18 protein-coding genes and 1 tRNA gene are annotated in these 14,766 nt (G+C 57.7%); 14 read left to right on the top strand and 5 right to left on the bottom strand.

The genetic code is table 11. The features are described 5' to 3' along the window. Window positions 1-1,825, bottom strand: a 1,825-nt coding sequence (thrS, locus tag ACM62Q_RS01155; protein ID WP_415033142.1) for a threonine--tRNA ligase, incomplete at its 3' end; no start/stop codon positions are given. Window positions 1,826-1,957: 132 nt separating this feature from the next. Next, window positions 1,958-2,034: transfer RNA gene (locus ACM62Q_RS01160), tRNA-Val, on the bottom strand. Window positions 2,035-2,322: 288 nt separating this feature from the next. Here ACM62Q_RS01160 and ACM62Q_RS01165 point away from each other — a divergent pair. Continuing rightward, entirely contained in the window at window positions 2,323-2,523 is a 201-nt protein-coding gene (locus tag ACM62Q_RS01165; protein WP_415033143.1) for a SlyX family protein, read from the top strand. 18 nt (window positions 2,524-2,541) lie between these two features. On the opposite strand, the gene ACM62Q_RS01170 is transcribed toward ACM62Q_RS01165, so the two are convergent. Beyond that, a complete protein-coding gene (locus ACM62Q_RS01170; RefSeq protein WP_415033144.1) occupies window positions 2,542-3,387 on the bottom strand; it encodes a 23S rRNA (adenine(2030)-N(6))-methyltransferase RlmJ in 846 nt (281 codons plus the stop codon). A gap of 21 nt (window positions 3,388-3,408) precedes the next feature. Between ACM62Q_RS01170 and ACM62Q_RS01175 the strand changes: the two genes are divergently transcribed. Next, the gene (locus ACM62Q_RS01175) at window positions 3,409-3,798 is read left to right on the top strand and encodes a DUF3301 domain-containing protein (protein ID WP_415033145.1); all 390 of its coding nucleotides are present in this window, start codon (window positions 3,409-3,411) and stop codon (window positions 3,796-3,798) included. Continuing rightward, window positions 3,795-4,643 (top strand): D-hexose-6-phosphate mutarotase, encoded by an 849-nt coding sequence (locus ACM62Q_RS01180; RefSeq protein ID WP_415033146.1) that lies wholly within the window; start codon window positions 3,795-3,797, stop codon window positions 4,641-4,643. The genes ACM62Q_RS01175 and ACM62Q_RS01180 overlap by 4 nt, the downstream gene beginning before the upstream one ends. A 24-nt stretch (window positions 4,644-4,667) precedes the next feature. On the opposite strand, the gene ACM62Q_RS01185 is transcribed toward ACM62Q_RS01180, so the two are convergent. Next, the gene (locus ACM62Q_RS01185) at window positions 4,668-5,075 is read right to left on the bottom strand and encodes a DUF488 domain-containing protein (protein ID WP_415033147.1); all 408 of its coding nucleotides are present in this window, start codon (window positions 5,073-5,075) and stop codon (window positions 4,668-4,670) included. Between the two features lie 23 nt (window positions 5,076-5,098). Next, window positions 5,099-5,329, bottom strand: a complete 231-nt coding sequence (locus tag ACM62Q_RS01190) for a hexameric tyrosine-coordinated heme protein (protein WP_415033148.1) — start codon at window positions 5,327-5,329, stop codon at window positions 5,099-5,101. A 244-nt stretch (window positions 5,330-5,573) separates the two neighbouring features. Here ACM62Q_RS01190 and ACM62Q_RS01195 point away from each other — a divergent pair, with 244 nt between their 5' ends. The 11 genes from ACM62Q_RS01195 to ACM62Q_RS01245 all read left to right on the top strand — a co-directional run bounded on the left by ACM62Q_RS01195 (window position 5,574) and on the right by ACM62Q_RS01245 (window position 14,765). Beyond that, complete coding sequence (locus ACM62Q_RS01195) at window positions 5,574-7,124, top strand: COG3014 family protein (protein ID WP_415033149.1); 1,551 nt, start codon at window positions 5,574-5,576, stop codon at window positions 7,122-7,124. Between the two features lie 16 nt (window positions 7,125-7,140). Next, window positions 7,141-7,575, top strand: coding sequence for a YcfL family protein (locus ACM62Q_RS01200; RefSeq protein ID WP_415033150.1), 435 nt, complete (start codon window positions 7,141-7,143; stop codon window positions 7,573-7,575). A gap of 46 nt (window positions 7,576-7,621) precedes the next feature. Continuing rightward, complete coding sequence (gene lpoB, locus ACM62Q_RS01205) at window positions 7,622-8,233, top strand: penicillin-binding protein activator LpoB (protein WP_415033151.1); 612 nt, start codon at window positions 7,622-7,624, stop codon at window positions 8,231-8,233. 14 nt (window positions 8,234-8,247) lie between these two features. Then, the gene (locus ACM62Q_RS01210) at window positions 8,248-9,072 is read left to right on the top strand and encodes a hypothetical protein (protein ID WP_415033152.1); all 825 of its coding nucleotides are present in this window, start codon (window positions 8,248-8,250) and stop codon (window positions 9,070-9,072) included. A gap of 100 nt (window positions 9,073-9,172) precedes the next feature. After that, window positions 9,173-10,180: a hypothetical protein gene (locus tag ACM62Q_RS01215; RefSeq protein WP_415033153.1), complete on the top strand. Its 1,008-nt coding sequence runs from the start codon at window positions 9,173-9,175 to the stop codon at window positions 10,178-10,180. Between the two features lie 73 nt (window positions 10,181-10,253). Then, window positions 10,254-11,621 carry an SPFH domain-containing protein gene (locus tag ACM62Q_RS01220; protein ID WP_415033154.1) on the top strand — a complete coding sequence of 456 codons (1,368 nt, stop codon included), beginning with the start codon at window positions 10,254-10,256 and terminating at the stop codon, window positions 11,619-11,621. Between the two features lie 19 nt (window positions 11,622-11,640). Next, window positions 11,641-12,018 carry a DUF4339 domain-containing protein gene (locus tag ACM62Q_RS01225; protein ID WP_415033155.1) on the top strand — a complete coding sequence of 126 codons (378 nt, stop codon included), beginning with the start codon at window positions 11,641-11,643 and terminating at the stop codon, window positions 12,016-12,018. Beyond that, a complete protein-coding gene (locus tag ACM62Q_RS01230) occupies window positions 12,015-12,353 on the top strand; it encodes a hypothetical protein (protein ID WP_415033156.1) in 339 nt (112 codons plus the stop codon). The genes ACM62Q_RS01225 and ACM62Q_RS01230 overlap by 4 nt, the downstream gene beginning before the upstream one ends. 230 nt (window positions 12,354-12,583) lie before the next feature. After that, complete coding sequence (locus ACM62Q_RS01235) at window positions 12,584-12,997, top strand: hypothetical protein (protein ID WP_415033157.1); 414 nt, start codon at window positions 12,584-12,586, stop codon at window positions 12,995-12,997. A 185-nt stretch (window positions 12,998-13,182) separates the two neighbouring features. Next, window positions 13,183-13,629, top strand: coding sequence for a hypothetical protein (locus ACM62Q_RS01240; protein ID WP_415033158.1), 447 nt, complete (start codon window positions 13,183-13,185; stop codon window positions 13,627-13,629). Continuing rightward, window positions 13,626-14,765 (top strand): efflux RND transporter periplasmic adaptor subunit, encoded by a 1,140-nt coding sequence (locus ACM62Q_RS01245; RefSeq protein ID WP_415033159.1) that lies wholly within the window; start codon window positions 13,626-13,628, stop codon window positions 14,763-14,765. Before ACM62Q_RS01240 ends, ACM62Q_RS01245 begins: the two co-directional genes overlap by 4 nt. Window position 14,766 lies beyond the last annotated feature (1 nt).

Consider the following 14,766-nt stretch of genomic DNA (forward strand, 5'->3'; position numbering starts at 1 on the left):
TACGCACGGCTACCAGTCCGTCCGCCTTTTCCTTGTCGCCCACAACGAGCTGATAAGGCAGCCGGTTCAAGCTATGTTCGCGGATTTTATAGGTAATTTTCTCGTTGCGCAAATCGGACTCGGCGCGAAAGCCCGCCTGGTGCAGCTTTTGCGCCACAGCGGCGGCGTAGTCGGCCTGCTTTTCCGAAATATTGAGCACCACGGCCTGTACCGGAGCCAGCCACAAGGGCAGCGCGCCGGAGAAGTTTTCGATGAGGATGCCGATGAAGCGTTCCAGCGAGCCGAGAATGGCGCGGTGCAGCATCACCGGCACGCGGCGCTCGTCATTGCCGGCGACGTATTCCGCGCCGAGCCGCCCGGGCATGGAGAAATCGACCTGCATGGTGCCGCATTGCCAGGAGCGGCCGATGGCGTCCTTGATGTGAAATTCGATTTTCGGGCCGTAAAAAGCGCCTTCGCCCGGTAGTTCATCCCAGGCCAGGCCGGAGGCGCGCAGGCCGGCGCGCAGCGCGTCTTCGGCTTTATCCCAGACTTCGTCGGAGCCGACCCGGCCTTCCGGGCGCAGCGCCAGTTTGACGGCGACTTCGTTAAAACCAAAATCGGCGTACACCTTCTTGACCAGCGCGTTGAAGGCGGTGACTTCGGCTTCGATCTGGTCCTCGGTGCAGAAGATGTGGCCGTCGTCCTGGACGAAGCCGCGCACGCGCATCAGGCCGTGTAGTGCGCCGGTTGGCTCGTTGCGGTGGCAGGAGCCGAATTCGCCGTAGCGCAGCGGCAGTTCGCGGTAGGAGCGCAGATCGGAATTGAACACCTGGACGTGACCGGGGCAGTTCATCGGCTTCACCGCGTAGTCGCGGTTTTCCGAGGCCGTGGTGAACATGTTGTCCTTGTAGTGTTCCCAGTGGCCGGATTTTTCCCACAGCGTCTTGTCGAGGATCTGCGGGCAGCGGATTTCCTGATAGCCGTTGTCGCGGTAGACGCGGCGCATGTAACTTTCGATTTCCTGCCACACCGCCCAGCCTTTCGGGTGCCAGAAGACCAGGCCGGGGGCTTCGTCTTGCATGTGGAAGAGGTCGAACTGCTTGCCCAGGCGGCGGTGGTCGCGTTTTTCGGCTTCTTCCAGCATGTGCAGGTAAGCCTCCAGCTCTTCCTTCTTCGCCCAGGCGGTGCCGTAGATGCGCTGCAGTTGTTCGTTGCGGTGGTCGCCGCGCCAGTAGGCACCGGCCACCTTCATCAGCTTGAATACCTTGAGTTTGCTGGTGCTGGGGACGTGCGGTCCACGGCAGAGGTCGATGAAATCGCCTTCGCGGTAGAGCGAGACTTGCTGGTCGGCAGGAATCGCGGCGATCAGTTCGGCTTTGTATTTTTCGCCCAGGCCGAGGAAGAATTTGACGGCGTCGTCGCGTTCCCAGACTTCGCGCGTGACGGGAATATCCTTTTTCGCCAGCTCCGCCATGCGTTTTTCGATGGCGGCGAGATCGTCCGGGGTGAACGGACGCTTGTAGGCGAAGTCGTAGTAAAAGCCGTTGTCGATCACCGGGCCGATGGTGACTTGCGCTTCCGGAAACAGTTCCTTCACCGCGTAGGCCAGCAGGTGCGCGGTGGAGTGGCGGATGATTTCCAGGCCGTCGGCGTCCTTGTCGGTGATGATGGCCAGCGCGCTGTTTTGCTCGATGCGGTGGGAGGTATCGACCAGCTGGCCGTCGATTTTTCCGGCCAGCGCGGCGCGGGCGAGCCCTGCGCCGATGCTGGCGGCGACTTCGGCAATCGTGATCGGCTGCGCAAAGCTGCGGATGGAACCATCGGGGAGCGTGATATTGGGCATGGCAAAATCTCGGGGCGAAAAAAAAGTGCGGTCAGAGCCGCACTTTTTTTGGATGAACGAAGCCGACTCGAATCAGAGTTTCTGAACTGTGCTGCAAGTTCGGAACGATTTCAAAGCAACTTCCTCGGAATTTGGTAGGCGGTATTGGAATCGAACCAACGACCTCCACGATGTCAACGTGGCGCTCTAACCAACTGAGCTAACCGCCTGCAGAAGAAGCGCGCATTTTAGAGAGATCTGCTGCGCTGTCAAGGTTTGGCGGCAAAAAAATTTGCTGCGCAGTAAAATGGCGAATCTTTATTTTGGGTGCAAGCGAATGGGCTGGTATGTTTTTGGCTTGTGTGCGCTGACCTTGATTGGCGCTACCCTGCCTTTATTGCACGAACGGCGGCAGAAAAATACGCATCCGGCGCGAGAGGCCAAAAACTGCCCGGAGATGTCTGCTTCGTCCATTTCGTCTATTTCGCCTGTTTCGGCCGCCACTTTATCGGAATCCCATGGAAAAACGTCTGACCGACCTGGAAATCAAGATCAGCTTTGCTGAGGAGCAAATCGACGCCCTGAATAAGCTGATCTACCAGCAACAGCGTCAGATCGAGTGGCTGGCAGGTGAATTGCAGCAGTTACGCAGCCGCGCCGAAGCGGCTCCCGGGGCGGAATGGCGCAGTCTGCGTGACGAGATTCCGCCGCATTACTGAGTCAGCCCGGCGAAAAACTCAATCCCCTTGGCTTTCCAGCGTATAGCGCGCGCCCTCGTCTTGGGCAAGCAGGCGGGTGAGGACGGGGAGAGTGGTGTGCAAGGTTTTTTCTAAGGTCCACGGTGGGTTGATGATGAACATGCCGCTGCCGTACATGCCAAAACCGTTACCGGCCGGCGCGCGTACTTCCAAGGTGGCGTTTAACCAGTTGCGGCAGCCTAGGCGCTGCAAACGCTGCGGCAGTTCGCGCGCTTCCCGCTTGGGTAAAAGCGGGTACCACAGGGCGTAGGTGCCGGTGGCGAAGCGTTTTACGGCGTCTTGCAAGGTTTTGACGACATTGCCGTAATCACTCGCGGTTTCGTAAGAGGGATCGATCAACACCAGGGCGCGGCGCGGCGGTGGCGGGAGCAGGGCTTTCAGCCCGGCCAGGCCATCGCTTTCGCTAATGTTGATTTGACGCCCGGAGCGATTGAAGTTTTCGCGCAGGATGCGGGCGTCGCTGCTGTGCAATTCGAACAGGCGCAGCCGGTCATGGGCGCGCAGGCATTGCTGTGCAAGCCAGGGTGAGCCGGGGTAGTGTTTGAGGCTGGCGTCCGGATTGAGGATTTTGACGAAATCGAGGTATTCCGCCAGCGCTGGCGGCAAACCGCTCGCTTGCCACAAGCGTCCGATGCCGTCTTGCCATTCGGCCAGCTTCATTGCTTGCGCCGATTCCAGTGCATAGAGGCCGGCACCAGCGTGGGTGTCGATGATCCAGAAAGGCGCGGGTTTTTCGCCCAGATATTGTGCGATGTGCACGAGGATCAGGTGTTTGAGTACGTCGGCGTGGTTGCCGGCGTGGTAGGCGTGGCGGTAACTGAGCATGGGGCGAGTATACTGCCCGCCATGCCGCTGACCGAAAGCTTTTTCATTCTCTTCCTGGGGGCCGCCATCTGGTACGGGCTGGCCACTCTGAAAGCCCGCGAAACCGGCATGCAGGCGGCGCGTGCGGCCTGCTGCGAAGAAGGCGTACAACTGCTCGATGAAACCGTGGTCGGGCGTTTTCGCGGCTTTGCCCGCGATGCCGACGGACAACTGCGCATCCGCCGCCACTACAGTTTTGAGTTTAGCGATACCGGCGATAACCGCCGCGCCGGCAGTCTCGCCTTGCTGGGTCAGGAAGTCGAATGGCTGCATCTGCGCATGCCGCTCTACCTTGTGCCGCCGGTGCGGCGTACGCCATCAGAAGCTTCGCATCAGGCCACGGCCAACCCTAATTCTTCGGATGAATCATGAACGCCTGTGTTGAACCCATCGATTTTTACGGCCAGCCCGCGCTGCGCCTCAGCGGCCCGCGCGGTAGTGAAGCGCTTGTCAGCCTGTTCGGGGCGCAGGTTTTGTCCTGGAAAACGCCAGATGGACGCGAACGTCTCTATCTTTCGGAGGCGGCTGTCTTTGATGGAAAAACGCCGATACGCGGCGGCATTCCGGTTTGTTTTCCGCAATTTGCAGAACGCGGCCCCTTGCCGCGTCACGGCTTGGTGCGCACGCGGTTTTGGCAACTGCAAGAGCAGCGCAGTGGCGAGGATTACGCTTTGCTCACCTTGCAGTGCGCCGATGATGCGGCAAGTCGCGCCCTTTGGCCGCACGCCTTCGCTCTGGAATTGACGGTCATGCTGGAAGCGGATCGCCTGGATCTTGAGTTGTGCGTGAGTAATCCGGGTAGCGAAACTTTTGCTTTTTCCGCCGCTCTGCATAGTTATTTGCGTGTGACGCAGGTGGAGGATGTCGCGGTGGAAGGCTTGTACGGCCAACATTACCGCGATGCCGCGGCCGGCGATGTCGTATTGCGCGATAGCGGCACGCAGTTGTGTCTGGAAGGCGCGACCGACCGCTGTTATCGCCAAATTCGTCGGCCGCAATTACTGCGCGCGGGTAATTACAGCCTGGGGCTGCACCAGCAAGGTTTTCCCGATACGGTGGTGTGGAATCCCTGGGAGGCCGGCTGTGCCGCGACGCCCGATTTGCCGCCCTCAGGCTGGCGGCATTTCATCTGCCTTGAAGCGGCGGCTGTCGATAGTGCGCAGACGGTGGCGGCCGGGGAAGAATGGTACGGGCGGCAGACCTTGTTGCTGGTTTGAGTTGGGATAATCAGAAAGTCTCAGTCAGAAAGTCTCAGGGCTGCCCGGCAAGGAGTTCGGCAACGAATCCGGCAATAAATCCTGCAGCCAATCCCGCAAAACCAGCGCTTGATTGTGCGTTTCGTCGTGCGCACCATAGAGTAAGCTGACCTTGCCTGTTGCCAGATGCCTGCGTAAATCCTGAAACAAATCCGGTTGTTGCGCGTATAAAACGTCGAGCTCTGCCCGGTAACGGGTGATGAATTCCGGCCATTTCCCCGCTTCATGATTGAACCACTGGCGCAGCGCGCCGGAGGGTGCGATGTCTTTCAACCAGGCATCGAGCGCTGCATTTTCCTTGCGCAAACCCCGGGGCCACAGACGATCCACCAAAACCCGCCAGCCATCGGTGGCAGCAGCTGGGAGATAAACGCGTTTGATGAGAATCGTCATGCGGGCCTCCGGGCGCGCCAGAATTACTTGCGCCAGTAGTTGTTGGCCGCCGCCACGGTCTGGAAATTGATGGCGATGACTTGCGAGGCGGCGGTCAGGGCGTCCGCATCGTTGGCATAGACGGAGCGCAGCTTTTGCAGCACCTCCGGATCGGGTTGCGTGTAGCGCACTCCTTTTCGGCTCAAGGTAATCGCCAGCTCAAAGCCGGCTTGCGGGGTTTCGGTGATGAGGCTGGGCAGCCAGGTATCGGACATGGGTTTATCCTCGTTGAATGAAATGAAAGGGTGATTTTACCGACGCCTCGCACAATGCGCCGCACCGAAGCGCCGCGCGGGCGGGGGAAGGCGTCTGCGGATTGGTCACTGAAAGGGCTAGGCAAGTTCCGTATTTTTGCGCGCCAAATTTTATTTTTTTGCCTTGCGATTGACAAATTACTTACAAATCTTAACAATCGCAGCCCTGTTTCGTCATATGACGTTTCGTGCCAAGGGGGGCATTTTGAGTACATTCAAAACCGGTGTTTTGCTTGCCTTGGCAAGTGTCGTGCTTGTGGGGTGTGCGGGGAATCCCTTGCGCAGTTACGACTCTGAAATGCGCACCACCGTGGCCATGGTGGATAGTGGTCAACTTGATCAAGCCTTGGCCTTGCTGGAAAAAAACAATAAACCGCTGTTTGGTTCGGACGCGCCGCAGACCAAAGACGGACAGGCCAAGGAAAAAACCGTGCTCGACTCCGTCAGCGGGCGCGATATTTTGTATTACTTCGAGAAAGGCGAGTTGCTCTGTCTGAAAACCGCCTATGAAGACAGCAGCAACAGCTGGCTGGTGGCCGATGAAATCGTGCGTGCCTGGGAAGACGAATACCGCACCAATCCCACCAAGTTGCTCGGCGATATTGGCGCTTTCCTGGTGAGCGATCGCGTGCGTCGTTACGACGGGCAGGATTATGAGAAGGTTTTTCTGTCGACCAAGCTGGCGCTTAATCACATTCTGGTCGGCAATTTCGATCATGCGCGCATCGAAATGAAGAAAACGGTCGAGCGTGAAAAGCTGATCGAGAGTTTTCGCGAAAAAGAGTATGACAAACTAAAGGAAGAACAAGATAAACAAGGGGTTAAAACGGATACGCAAGACCTTGCGGCCAAGGGTTATCCGCTCGATGAAATCGATACCCCGGAAGTGCGCGGCTTGAAAAACGGCTATCAAAATGCCTTCGCCCACTACCTTGCCGGCTATTTTTTTGAAGTCACTGGCGAGCCGTCGATGGCGGAGCCGGGTTATCGCAATGCCTTGGCGCTGGCCCCGCAAAGCAAGCTGATCAAGGAACGTTTGCAAAAAAACAAGCCCAAGCGCGCCGGCCCTGGTGAAACCGATGTTTTGTTCGTTGTTGAAAGCGGTTTTGCCCCGGCCTGGAAATCCGTGACGATTCCTTTGCCGATTCCCATCAATGGACGTTTCGTGGCAACGCCCTTGTCTTTCCCGGTGGTGAAATCGTCCGGGCGTTATTTCATGCCGGAGCAACTTCGGGTGAATGGCCAGTCGCTTGCCGTAGAGACACTGGTCGATGTCGAAGCCATGGCGCGCCGGCAGTTGAAAGACCAGTTGCCGGGCATCATCGGGCGTACGGTCGTGCGCGCCATTGCTAAATCGGCATTGCAATATCAGGCGCAGAAAAAAGGTGGGGCGGTGGCTGGTTTGATCACCGGAATTGCTTCGGTGGTGACCGAGCAGGCCGACGAACGTGCTTGGCGCACCTTACCGGCCCGTCTGGCCGTGGCGCGCGCCGTGCTGCCGCGCGGCACGGCCGCTGTAGAATTCGACACTGGACGCGGCGTTTATCGCGGTGAAGTGCAAGTGGGTAATCGTGTCACAGTGATTCCCATCCGTCTGACCGAAGCCAATGTCTTTATCGGCCAGCCGCGCATTGAAGCTTGGGCTGAAAGTTTTGTCGATGAACCGGTGAAAGCAGCACCCGTCACCAAGGGCAAGGCTCGGGGGGGCGCTAAAGCCCCCGCTAAAAACCCGGCCAAGGTCAAAGAAGAAGATTGATTTTCAGGGGAAAAGAATGAAACAAAGCATATGTATCAGTGCCTTGCTGGCCCTGGCTGCGGTTTTTGCTCCCGCAGGGCAGGCGGCAGAAGGCGGTAGCATCGCAAGTAAAATCGAAGAGTTAGGCAAAATGACCTACCTCAAGGTGGCGGACTTACGCGCCGTCAAACGCGATGGTTTGTTGCGCATCCAGGCCACGCTGGAAAATACCAGCAGCGACAACCAGCAACTTTATTATCGTTTTCGCTGGCTCGATGCCGATGGTTTTACCGTGTGGGACGAAGAAGCCTGGAAACCTGAAGTGGTGTATGGCATGCAGAAAAAAGTGATTGCCGTCGTTGCGCCCACTTTCAAAGCCACGGATTTTCGCCTTGAACTACAGAGCCCAAAAAATGCCGGCGCGCCAAGCCAGATCGCACCGACCTCGGTCGAGGGCACTCTGGGCCGTTGAGTCTTGATCAATTTTTTTATTTGCTATTTCAATGAAGGACATACACATGACCCCATTTGCACTTCCCCGTTTGCTCATTTTGCCGGCTGTGCTGGCGCTTTCCCTCTCGGCTTGCCAGACCACTTCGCCGACGGTCGGTGATGGCAGTGTCAGCTATGGTGATGCCAAGGCAGTGGAGACGGTCACCACCGATCTGGGTTCGACGGATATCCAGATGATTACCGAAAAAATGACGCAATCTTTGTTGCAGACGCCGGAAATCCAGACGGCCATCAAGAAGCGTCAGTTGCTGATGGCTTCGCCGGTAAAAAACAAAACCAGCGAGTATTTCGACACGCGTTTGATTACGGACACCATCCTCACCCAGTTGCAGAAAAATGGCGTGAAGTATGTGATCGAAAGCGAAGATATGCAGAACCAGGTTGATGAGCTGCGCCGACAAAATCAAAGCGGCCTGTACAAAAACTCGAAATCAGCCAAGATGGGGAATATGCAAGGGGCGAAATACCGTCTTGACGGCAGTATTTCTTCCATTGTCAAACGTGGCTCCAACGTGAAGGATGTGTACTACAAGATGAATCTGCGCTTGATCGAGATTGAGAGCGGCGTCGTCGAGTGGTCGGATGAAAAAGATATTCGCAAATCGGCCAAGCGCTGAGCAGGAGAAGCGTGATGCGTGATATTTGTAAACAACTTCTCGCCGCAGCCTTGCTGGCTGCGGCAGTTTCAGCTCAGGCTGCCGGGCAGCTCAAAGTGGCAGTGACCGACCTGGCCTATGAGGAGCGGGTGCGCGAGTATTTTCGCTCTATCCGGGCGACGGAAAAATCCTCGATGCGCGCTTCTGCCCGCGAAAGCGAACGGGAAGATGATTACAGCGCCTCGCGCCGCGCCAGTGGCCGCATGAGCGCGCGCTCAGAGTCTACTTTTTCTTATGAAGAGGGCACTTACTCTTATATCGAGCGCGGCGAGATGCGCAAATTCACCGCTGACGTCAAAGGAGAAATCGTCAAATCCGGTTATTTCAAGGTTGTTCAAGGCAAGCCTTTTACGGCCAAAGATACGGAAAAACTTTATGACGTGATCGCTCGCATCAAGCAAGGGATGTATCCGGGGGCGGACTATGTCTTGTTCGGCTCGATCAATAACATCCAGTTTCGCCAGGAAGCCAACCCGATCGACAATACCGACACGGTTTCGCACACTTTGAGCCTGGAATTGGTCGGTGAATTCAGTCTGGTCAATACCCGCACCTATGAAGTCAAGGCCGCTTTTTCGGCCATGGGTGAAGGTAAGGACGTCAAACTCATGTCTTCGCGCGGCGGGCGCTTGGTGCTGAATCGCGGCAAGGTTGTTTCGGAAGTTTCGAAGAGCCTGGGCGAAGACGTCATCCGGCAGATGGAAGAGCAGCTTGCCGCACTCGGTGGTGACGAGCCGGTGCAGCGCGAGCGGGTCATGGAGCGCGAGCAGCGCAAAGAAGAAGTCATGATCTTTCGCTGAAATATCCTTCGGCCAATGCCGGAGCAGGTAAAAACACAGAGTTGTGAGCGTCGAGGCGGGCAGAAAGAGCCAGGCCTTGGGTTTGAGAATGGGCGGAAAAATGAGTGAAAAACAAGGGGTAATCAATCAGTGTCCAAGCTGTGGCGGGGCGCTGAAGGCGTTTGCATCGCGCTGCGAATTGTGCGGGCATGAATTGACCGGCGTTGGGGCGAATCGCACGGTAGTCGAGCTGGTGCGCAAGTTTGATGAAATCGAGGCGGCCCTGACGCAAGCCGGCATGCAGGGCAGCAAGCTGGAAAAAGAGCTGCAATCGCGCCGATCCCGCGTTATTCGCGATCTGCCCGTGCCCAATGCCCGTGATGATTTGCTCAGTTTGATTCATTTTGTCCTGCCTAAATTGCAAAACGCCGGCAAGGCCGATCCGAACGAAGCAGATTGGCAGGTAAAATTCAAAGAAATCATGAGCTTGGCAAAAAATGCCTACCGTGGTGACGCAAAAACACGCGACGAGCTTGAAGCTCTGGAGCGTAGCGCCAATCTTAGTTTCGGCGAAGCCGTCGGGGCACGCGCGAAACGCTCGCCGCTTTTGGTGCTGGCGCTGGCCGGTGTGGCTGTGCTGGCGATCATCGGTTTTGTCAGCACGCAGTGGGAAAGCTGGCAGCAGGCGCGTTGCGATAAGGCCTATCAGCCGGCGGCGCAAGCCGAAACGGCGCGTCTGGAAGCCATTGTTCTGGCTTTTAACGGCAAGCTGAAAGAAAGGGATTACGCCGGTGCGCAGGCTGAATTGAAGCAGATGGGCTGGCAGTTGCAGGAAAGCTGCAAGGCGGAAAAGATTGCGGAAGAGACGCAAACCTGGGAGGGCAAGCGGCAGGCTTTGTTTGCTTCGATCGAGCAAGCGCAAGCGGCCGAGCGCGCCGAACAACAGGCAGCGCAGGATCGCGAACGGGCGGCGCAGCAGGCTGTCGTCGACCAGGAAAAGGCAGCAGAAGATGCACGCAAGCGTGACATTGCCGCGCAGGCAGAGGCGCGCCGTCGGGCTGAAGCGGAGGCCGATCTTTCGCTGCGCGCCCGGCGCGGTGCGGCAGCGCGGCAGGCGCGGGACGATTGAGTGTTGCGGTTGGGTGTTGCGGTTGGGTGTTGATTCATCTCGGTAGAGCGTAAGCGCAAAGAAGGAAATACATATGGCGATTTTCGGTAAAAAAACAGAAGGTGGCATGCTCGATGTCATCCGCTGCGACGAGGCGAATTATCTGGTTTGGAAATGGCGTCCGAGTGGTGCCGCGAACAGCAGCCAGAAAGAGAATGCCATTCGTTGGGGGAGTAGTCTGCGGGTCAAGGATGGCGAAGTCGCTGTTTTTGTGTACAAGCAGGAAAGCGGCCCGGTGCAGGATTTCATCGAAGGGCCGTTCGATGATGTCATTAAGACAGCCAATTTCCCCGTCATTTCCAACATCATCGGCATGGCTTACGCCGGGCAGTCTCCGTTTCAGGCCGAGGTGTATTTCATCAATCTCTCCGGGAATCTGAAAATCGATTTCCGGGTGCCGTTTTTTGATGTATTTGATCCGCGCGCCCAGGATTTTTCGGTGCGTATGGCGGCCGGCGGCTCATTTCGTATGAACATCACGGAGTATCGTGCTTTCATCCGCCTGCATCGCCTGGTGAATTTCGAACTTGGCAATTTTGCCGATCTGGTGCGCGATGCAGTGGTGCGTCGGGTCAAGCAGACGGTGACCAATGCACCCAGCGACCATGGTATTCCGGTGCTGCAGCTAGAGCGTAAGCTCGACGAGATGAATGCTTTGATAACCCCGGCTTTGGGCAAGGTGTTTCAGGAAGAATTTGGCGTCAATTTGCAAAGCTTCGATCTGGCTTCGATCGAACCGAATAAAGATACCGATGAGTACCGTCAGCTGCGCGCCGTGACCGGCGATTTGGAGCTTGCCATGCGGCAGAAGCAGAATGAAGTGAATATGCGCAACCTGGAGGCTACGCAGACCATCAACGCTGAAAACATGAGCGAAACTTTGCGTATTCAACGCGAGCAGGCTGAGCGTCTGGCGGCTTTGCAAACGCAACAGCAGTACCTGGGTGCGCATCAGATCAACCAGCAAACGGCGGTGCTTACGGCCGCTGCCGACAGCCTAGGCAGTATGGGGAATATGGGAGGGGGTAATCTCGGAGGCGATACGGCGGCCGGCGGCTTCAATCCTGCCGGTGTTATGGCAGGCATGGCGCTGGGGGGTGCCATGGGCGGGCAAATGGCCAATATGATGGCGAACATGGGGCAGCAGGTGAATCCGGCCAACATGCCTCCACCTCTGCCGCAAAACCTGTACCACATTTCGCTCAATGGCCAAACTGCAGGACCATTCAACGTGGCGCAATTACAGCAACTGGCCGCAGCCGGCCAGCTGCACGCCGCCGTGCATGTGTGGACGGCGGGTATGGCAGCATGGGAGCCGGCCGCCAAGGTGGCTGAAGTGGCCGCCCTGCTACAGCAATTTACGCCGCCCCCACCCCCGCCCCCGCCGGCGGCAGGTATTTGATTTTTCAGGAGATGCGCTCGTGAATGACGACAATTTCTTTTCTATCGACCGCCTGGTCGAATTTGGCCTGGGTATGGGTATTGCGCAGCAAATGGTGAATTCGATGAACCAGGCGCTGAAAACCGTGCATGTTCCGGGGCCGATGAATGGTTTGGTCGCCCCCTTGGGGCAGGCTGCATCTGTTGCGCCGGCGTTTTATCTCGTACTGGAAGGCAAACAGGCTGGCCCGTTTACGCAGGAAGAGTTGAGCCGCTTGATCGCGCAGGGCAGTCTCGCCAAATCAACTTTCGCCTGGCGTGCCGGGATGGTGAATTGGGAGCGCTGCGAAAACATTCCGGAAATCCTGAAATTGGTGGCCTTGTGTCCGCCGCCTTTGCCACCGGAGGCCCAGGTATGAAAAATGCTGTCAATGTCGTGATTGCGCTTCTTTTGTCGGCCGTGATCAGTTACGGTTTGTGGTCTTTGGAAGGGCCTTTGCGTCACTACGTGGCAGTTGGCGCGGCAGTTTTTCTGACGGCCACCTTGTTGCCCCTGCTGTTTGCTGGCTATGAACATGCACGCCGCGCCGTTAATTTGCGCACGGTATCTGCTGTGTTCTTCGTTATTGCATTGCTTTTGAATCTCGCCGCCGCCGTGCTGGATTTTTCTGCCACCTTGTACATCGTCGTTTCTGCCATATTTTTTCTGGTCTATGTGCTCTTGGCTAATGCTACGTACAACGCCAAGCAATGAGTGGGCGGTTAAAAACAAATTAAACAGCTCTGCCCGCGCCGGGATGTGGTGGCTCGGCGCTTCTGGTGGCTTGGCGCTTCTTTATGGCGTGTGATGCGCATTTTGGGGAATGAAAACCCCGCAAAATGCGCTGTCGGCCTAAGCCCGGCGTGGGGCTTGCACCCGTTTGCCCTGTAACCGACGGTAACCGCTGCGCCATTGTGGGCGGGGCTGGTTTATAGTAGCGGCCTATGTCGCGCCATCTTCCCTTTTTCTCTCGCTTGCTTGCCCTGGTTCTCGCACTGACCGTGCTGGCACCGGGCTTTGGCTGGGAGGTGGTGGGTTATGCCGGGGCAGAAACGCTACATGCCGTGGATGCCGTTCCGCCAGAGCACAGTGGCCATGATCATGCGGCAAATTTCGACGAGCATCTCGCCCATGCTGCGGCTTCGGCGGCAGAGTGTGGCGCGCCGGAGGAGTGCGCGGCGCAGCATCATCATTGTTGCCCTGGGCATATGCTGGGGCATTTGCCGGTCTATCTGAGCGCAGCTTTGCGCTTGCCGCTGGCAAATCTGGCCCAGGTGCCAAGCCCGGAATACGGGGCGCGTTTCAGCTCGCGGGTGCCGCAAGGTTTGGAGCGTCCACCAAAGTTTTTCGCCGCCTGAGTGCCGGCGATTTTTCCTGGGTAGGTTTTGCGGTCTTTGCCGCAAGTTTTCTGGTTCCTTGATGTGAACCGCCCACTTGGGCCGCCGGCTGTGTCGAGTTCAGTCGGAGATTTTCCATGTTTGCTCTTGGGCAAAAAAAATTCCTTGTTTGGCTGGGTGTGTTGGCGCTTTTTCTTTGTGCACCCGTGAAACCAACGCTCGCCGCGACAGTGCCGATGGTGCTCGCAGAAAGTGAGCAGTTCGAAATTGTTGGACGTCGCTATGGCGATGTTTTGCAATTTTATGTTGACTGGGCGAAGAGCAATGCGCCGGTTGAAAACGCCCGGTTGATGGTCGAGGCCGCGGGCAAGGAGATGCAGGCAAGTTATGACGCGGCGGCGGGGGTGTATCGCATTAGCGATGCGGCCTGGCTTGCGCCTTTGCAAACACCGGGGGCGCATCCTTTGGCGTTTACCTTGCTGGCGGGCGATGCATCCGATTTGCTGGCGGGTGATTTACAGGTCAGCCCGGAGGCGGAAGCAGACGCTGCCCTCTCCCGACCGACAGTGAGTTTTTATGGGCTGGGGCTGGTCGTTTTTGTGGCTTTGGGATTTTTAGGCTGGCGGCGCGTGCGCCAAGGTGTTGCGCCATGAAGATTCTTAAACGCGCGTTAATTGTCTGTCTTTTGGGTGGCGGTTTGCATGCCCCTCTCTTGATGGCTCACGAAGGTCATGATCACGATGAAGCGGTGCAGCCCGTGCCTGATAGTGGCGATCGTCCGCAGCGTCTGGCTGATGGCAGTGTATTTTTACCTAAGCCAACGCAGCGCCAGCTTGGGGTGCGCACGCAGCCGGCGGTGCTGAGTGAGGCTGCGCAAACCCTGGAGTTGTCCGGTCAGGTGGTGCTCGACCCGCAACGTGGCGGGCGGGTGCAGGCGATGCAGGCCGGACGTCTGGAAGCCGGGGCGCAGGGTTTGCCACTGCCGGGGATGCGGGTGAAAAAAGGCCAGCTGCTGGCGCGCATTTTGCCTGCCGCTGGACAGCTGGAACGTTCCGGGCAGGCGGCGCAGCTGGCGGAATTGAAAGTGGCGCAGCAACTGGCAGAAAAGCGTCTGGCGCGCTTGCGCGAATTGGCCGATAGCGTGCCAGGCAAGGAGATCGAGGCGCTGGAAAGTGAAATTGTCAGCGTGCGTGCGCGCGCAGCAGCGCTGACGCAGGGTTTGGCCGGCAGTGATGCATTGTTCGCCCCGGTCGATGGGGTGGTGGCCGCGGTCAACGGGGTTGCGGGGCAGGTGGTCGAGGCTGGGGCGCTGGTCTTCGAAATTGCCGACCCGGATAGTCTTTTCGTTGAAGCCCATGCTTACGAAGCGCTACCCGTGCAAGACATTGCTCGCGCTTATCTGAGCCCGGCGCGTGCTGCCGATGATGCGGCGGTCGCGGTGGCGCTTGATTTTCTCGGTGCAGCCGGGCGTTTGCGCGAACAAAGCCGGCCACTCTTGTTTGGCGTGCGCGCTCCTGGTGTCGGCCGGCATTGGCCGCTCGGGCAGCCGGTCAAGCTACAGGTGCAGCTGACGAAAAAAACTTCTGGCGTCATCGTGTCCAGCGCGGCCCTGGTGCGTACACCGGCCAATCTGCCGGCGGTATGGGTCAAGGTGCATGCCGAGCAATTCGTTCTGAAAAGCGTGCGTAGCGAAGCGCTCGATGGGGCGCAGGTGCTGGTGCGCGATGGTTTGGCGGCGGGGGATCGGGTGGTGGTGATCGGCGCTGGCTTGATCAGCCAGATTCGTTGAG

Source organism: Azonexus sp. (assembly GCF_047638095.1).
Taxonomy (GTDB): Bacteria; Pseudomonadota; Gammaproteobacteria; order Burkholderiales; family Rhodocyclaceae; genus Azonexus.

Coding starts and splice junctions, on each gene's coding strand:
- ACM62Q_RS01175 (WP_415033145.1), top strand. CDS start 3,409: ATGCCGCTGACCGAAAGCTTTTTCATTCTCTTCCTGGGGGCCGCCATC.
- ACM62Q_RS01190 (WP_415033148.1), bottom strand. CDS start 5,329: ATGTCCGATACCTGGCTGCCCAGCCTCATCACCGAAACCCCGCAAGCC.
- lpoB (WP_415033151.1), top strand. CDS start 7,622: ATGACCCCATTTGCACTTCCCCGTTTGCTCATTTTGCCGGCTGTGCTG.
- ACM62Q_RS01215 (WP_415033153.1), top strand. CDS start 9,173: ATGAGTGAAAAACAAGGGGTAATCAATCAGTGTCCAAGCTGTGGCGGG.
- ACM62Q_RS01170 (WP_415033144.1), bottom strand. CDS start 3,387: ATGCTCAGTTACCGCCACGCCTACCACGCCGGCAACCACGCCGACGTA.
- ACM62Q_RS01210 (WP_415033152.1), top strand. CDS start 8,248: ATGCGTGATATTTGTAAACAACTTCTCGCCGCAGCCTTGCTGGCTGCG.
- ACM62Q_RS01185 (WP_415033147.1), bottom strand. CDS start 5,075: ATGACGATTCTCATCAAACGCGTTTATCTCCCAGCTGCTGCCACCGAT.
- ACM62Q_RS01200 (WP_415033150.1), top strand. CDS start 7,141: ATGAAACAAAGCATATGTATCAGTGCCTTGCTGGCCCTGGCTGCGGTT.
- ACM62Q_RS01220 (WP_415033154.1), top strand. CDS start 10,254: ATGGCGATTTTCGGTAAAAAAACAGAAGGTGGCATGCTCGATGTCATC.
- ACM62Q_RS01165 (WP_415033143.1), top strand. CDS start 2,323: ATGGAAAAACGTCTGACCGACCTGGAAATCAAGATCAGCTTTGCTGAG.
- ACM62Q_RS01245 (WP_415033159.1), top strand. CDS start 13,626: ATGAAGATTCTTAAACGCGCGTTAATTGTCTGTCTTTTGGGTGGCGGT.
- ACM62Q_RS01235 (WP_415033157.1), top strand. CDS start 12,584: ATGTCGCGCCATCTTCCCTTTTTCTCTCGCTTGCTTGCCCTGGTTCTC.
- ACM62Q_RS01230 (WP_415033156.1), top strand. CDS start 12,015: ATGAAAAATGCTGTCAATGTCGTGATTGCGCTTCTTTTGTCGGCCGTG.
- ACM62Q_RS01180 (WP_415033146.1), top strand. CDS start 3,795: ATGAACGCCTGTGTTGAACCCATCGATTTTTACGGCCAGCCCGCGCTG.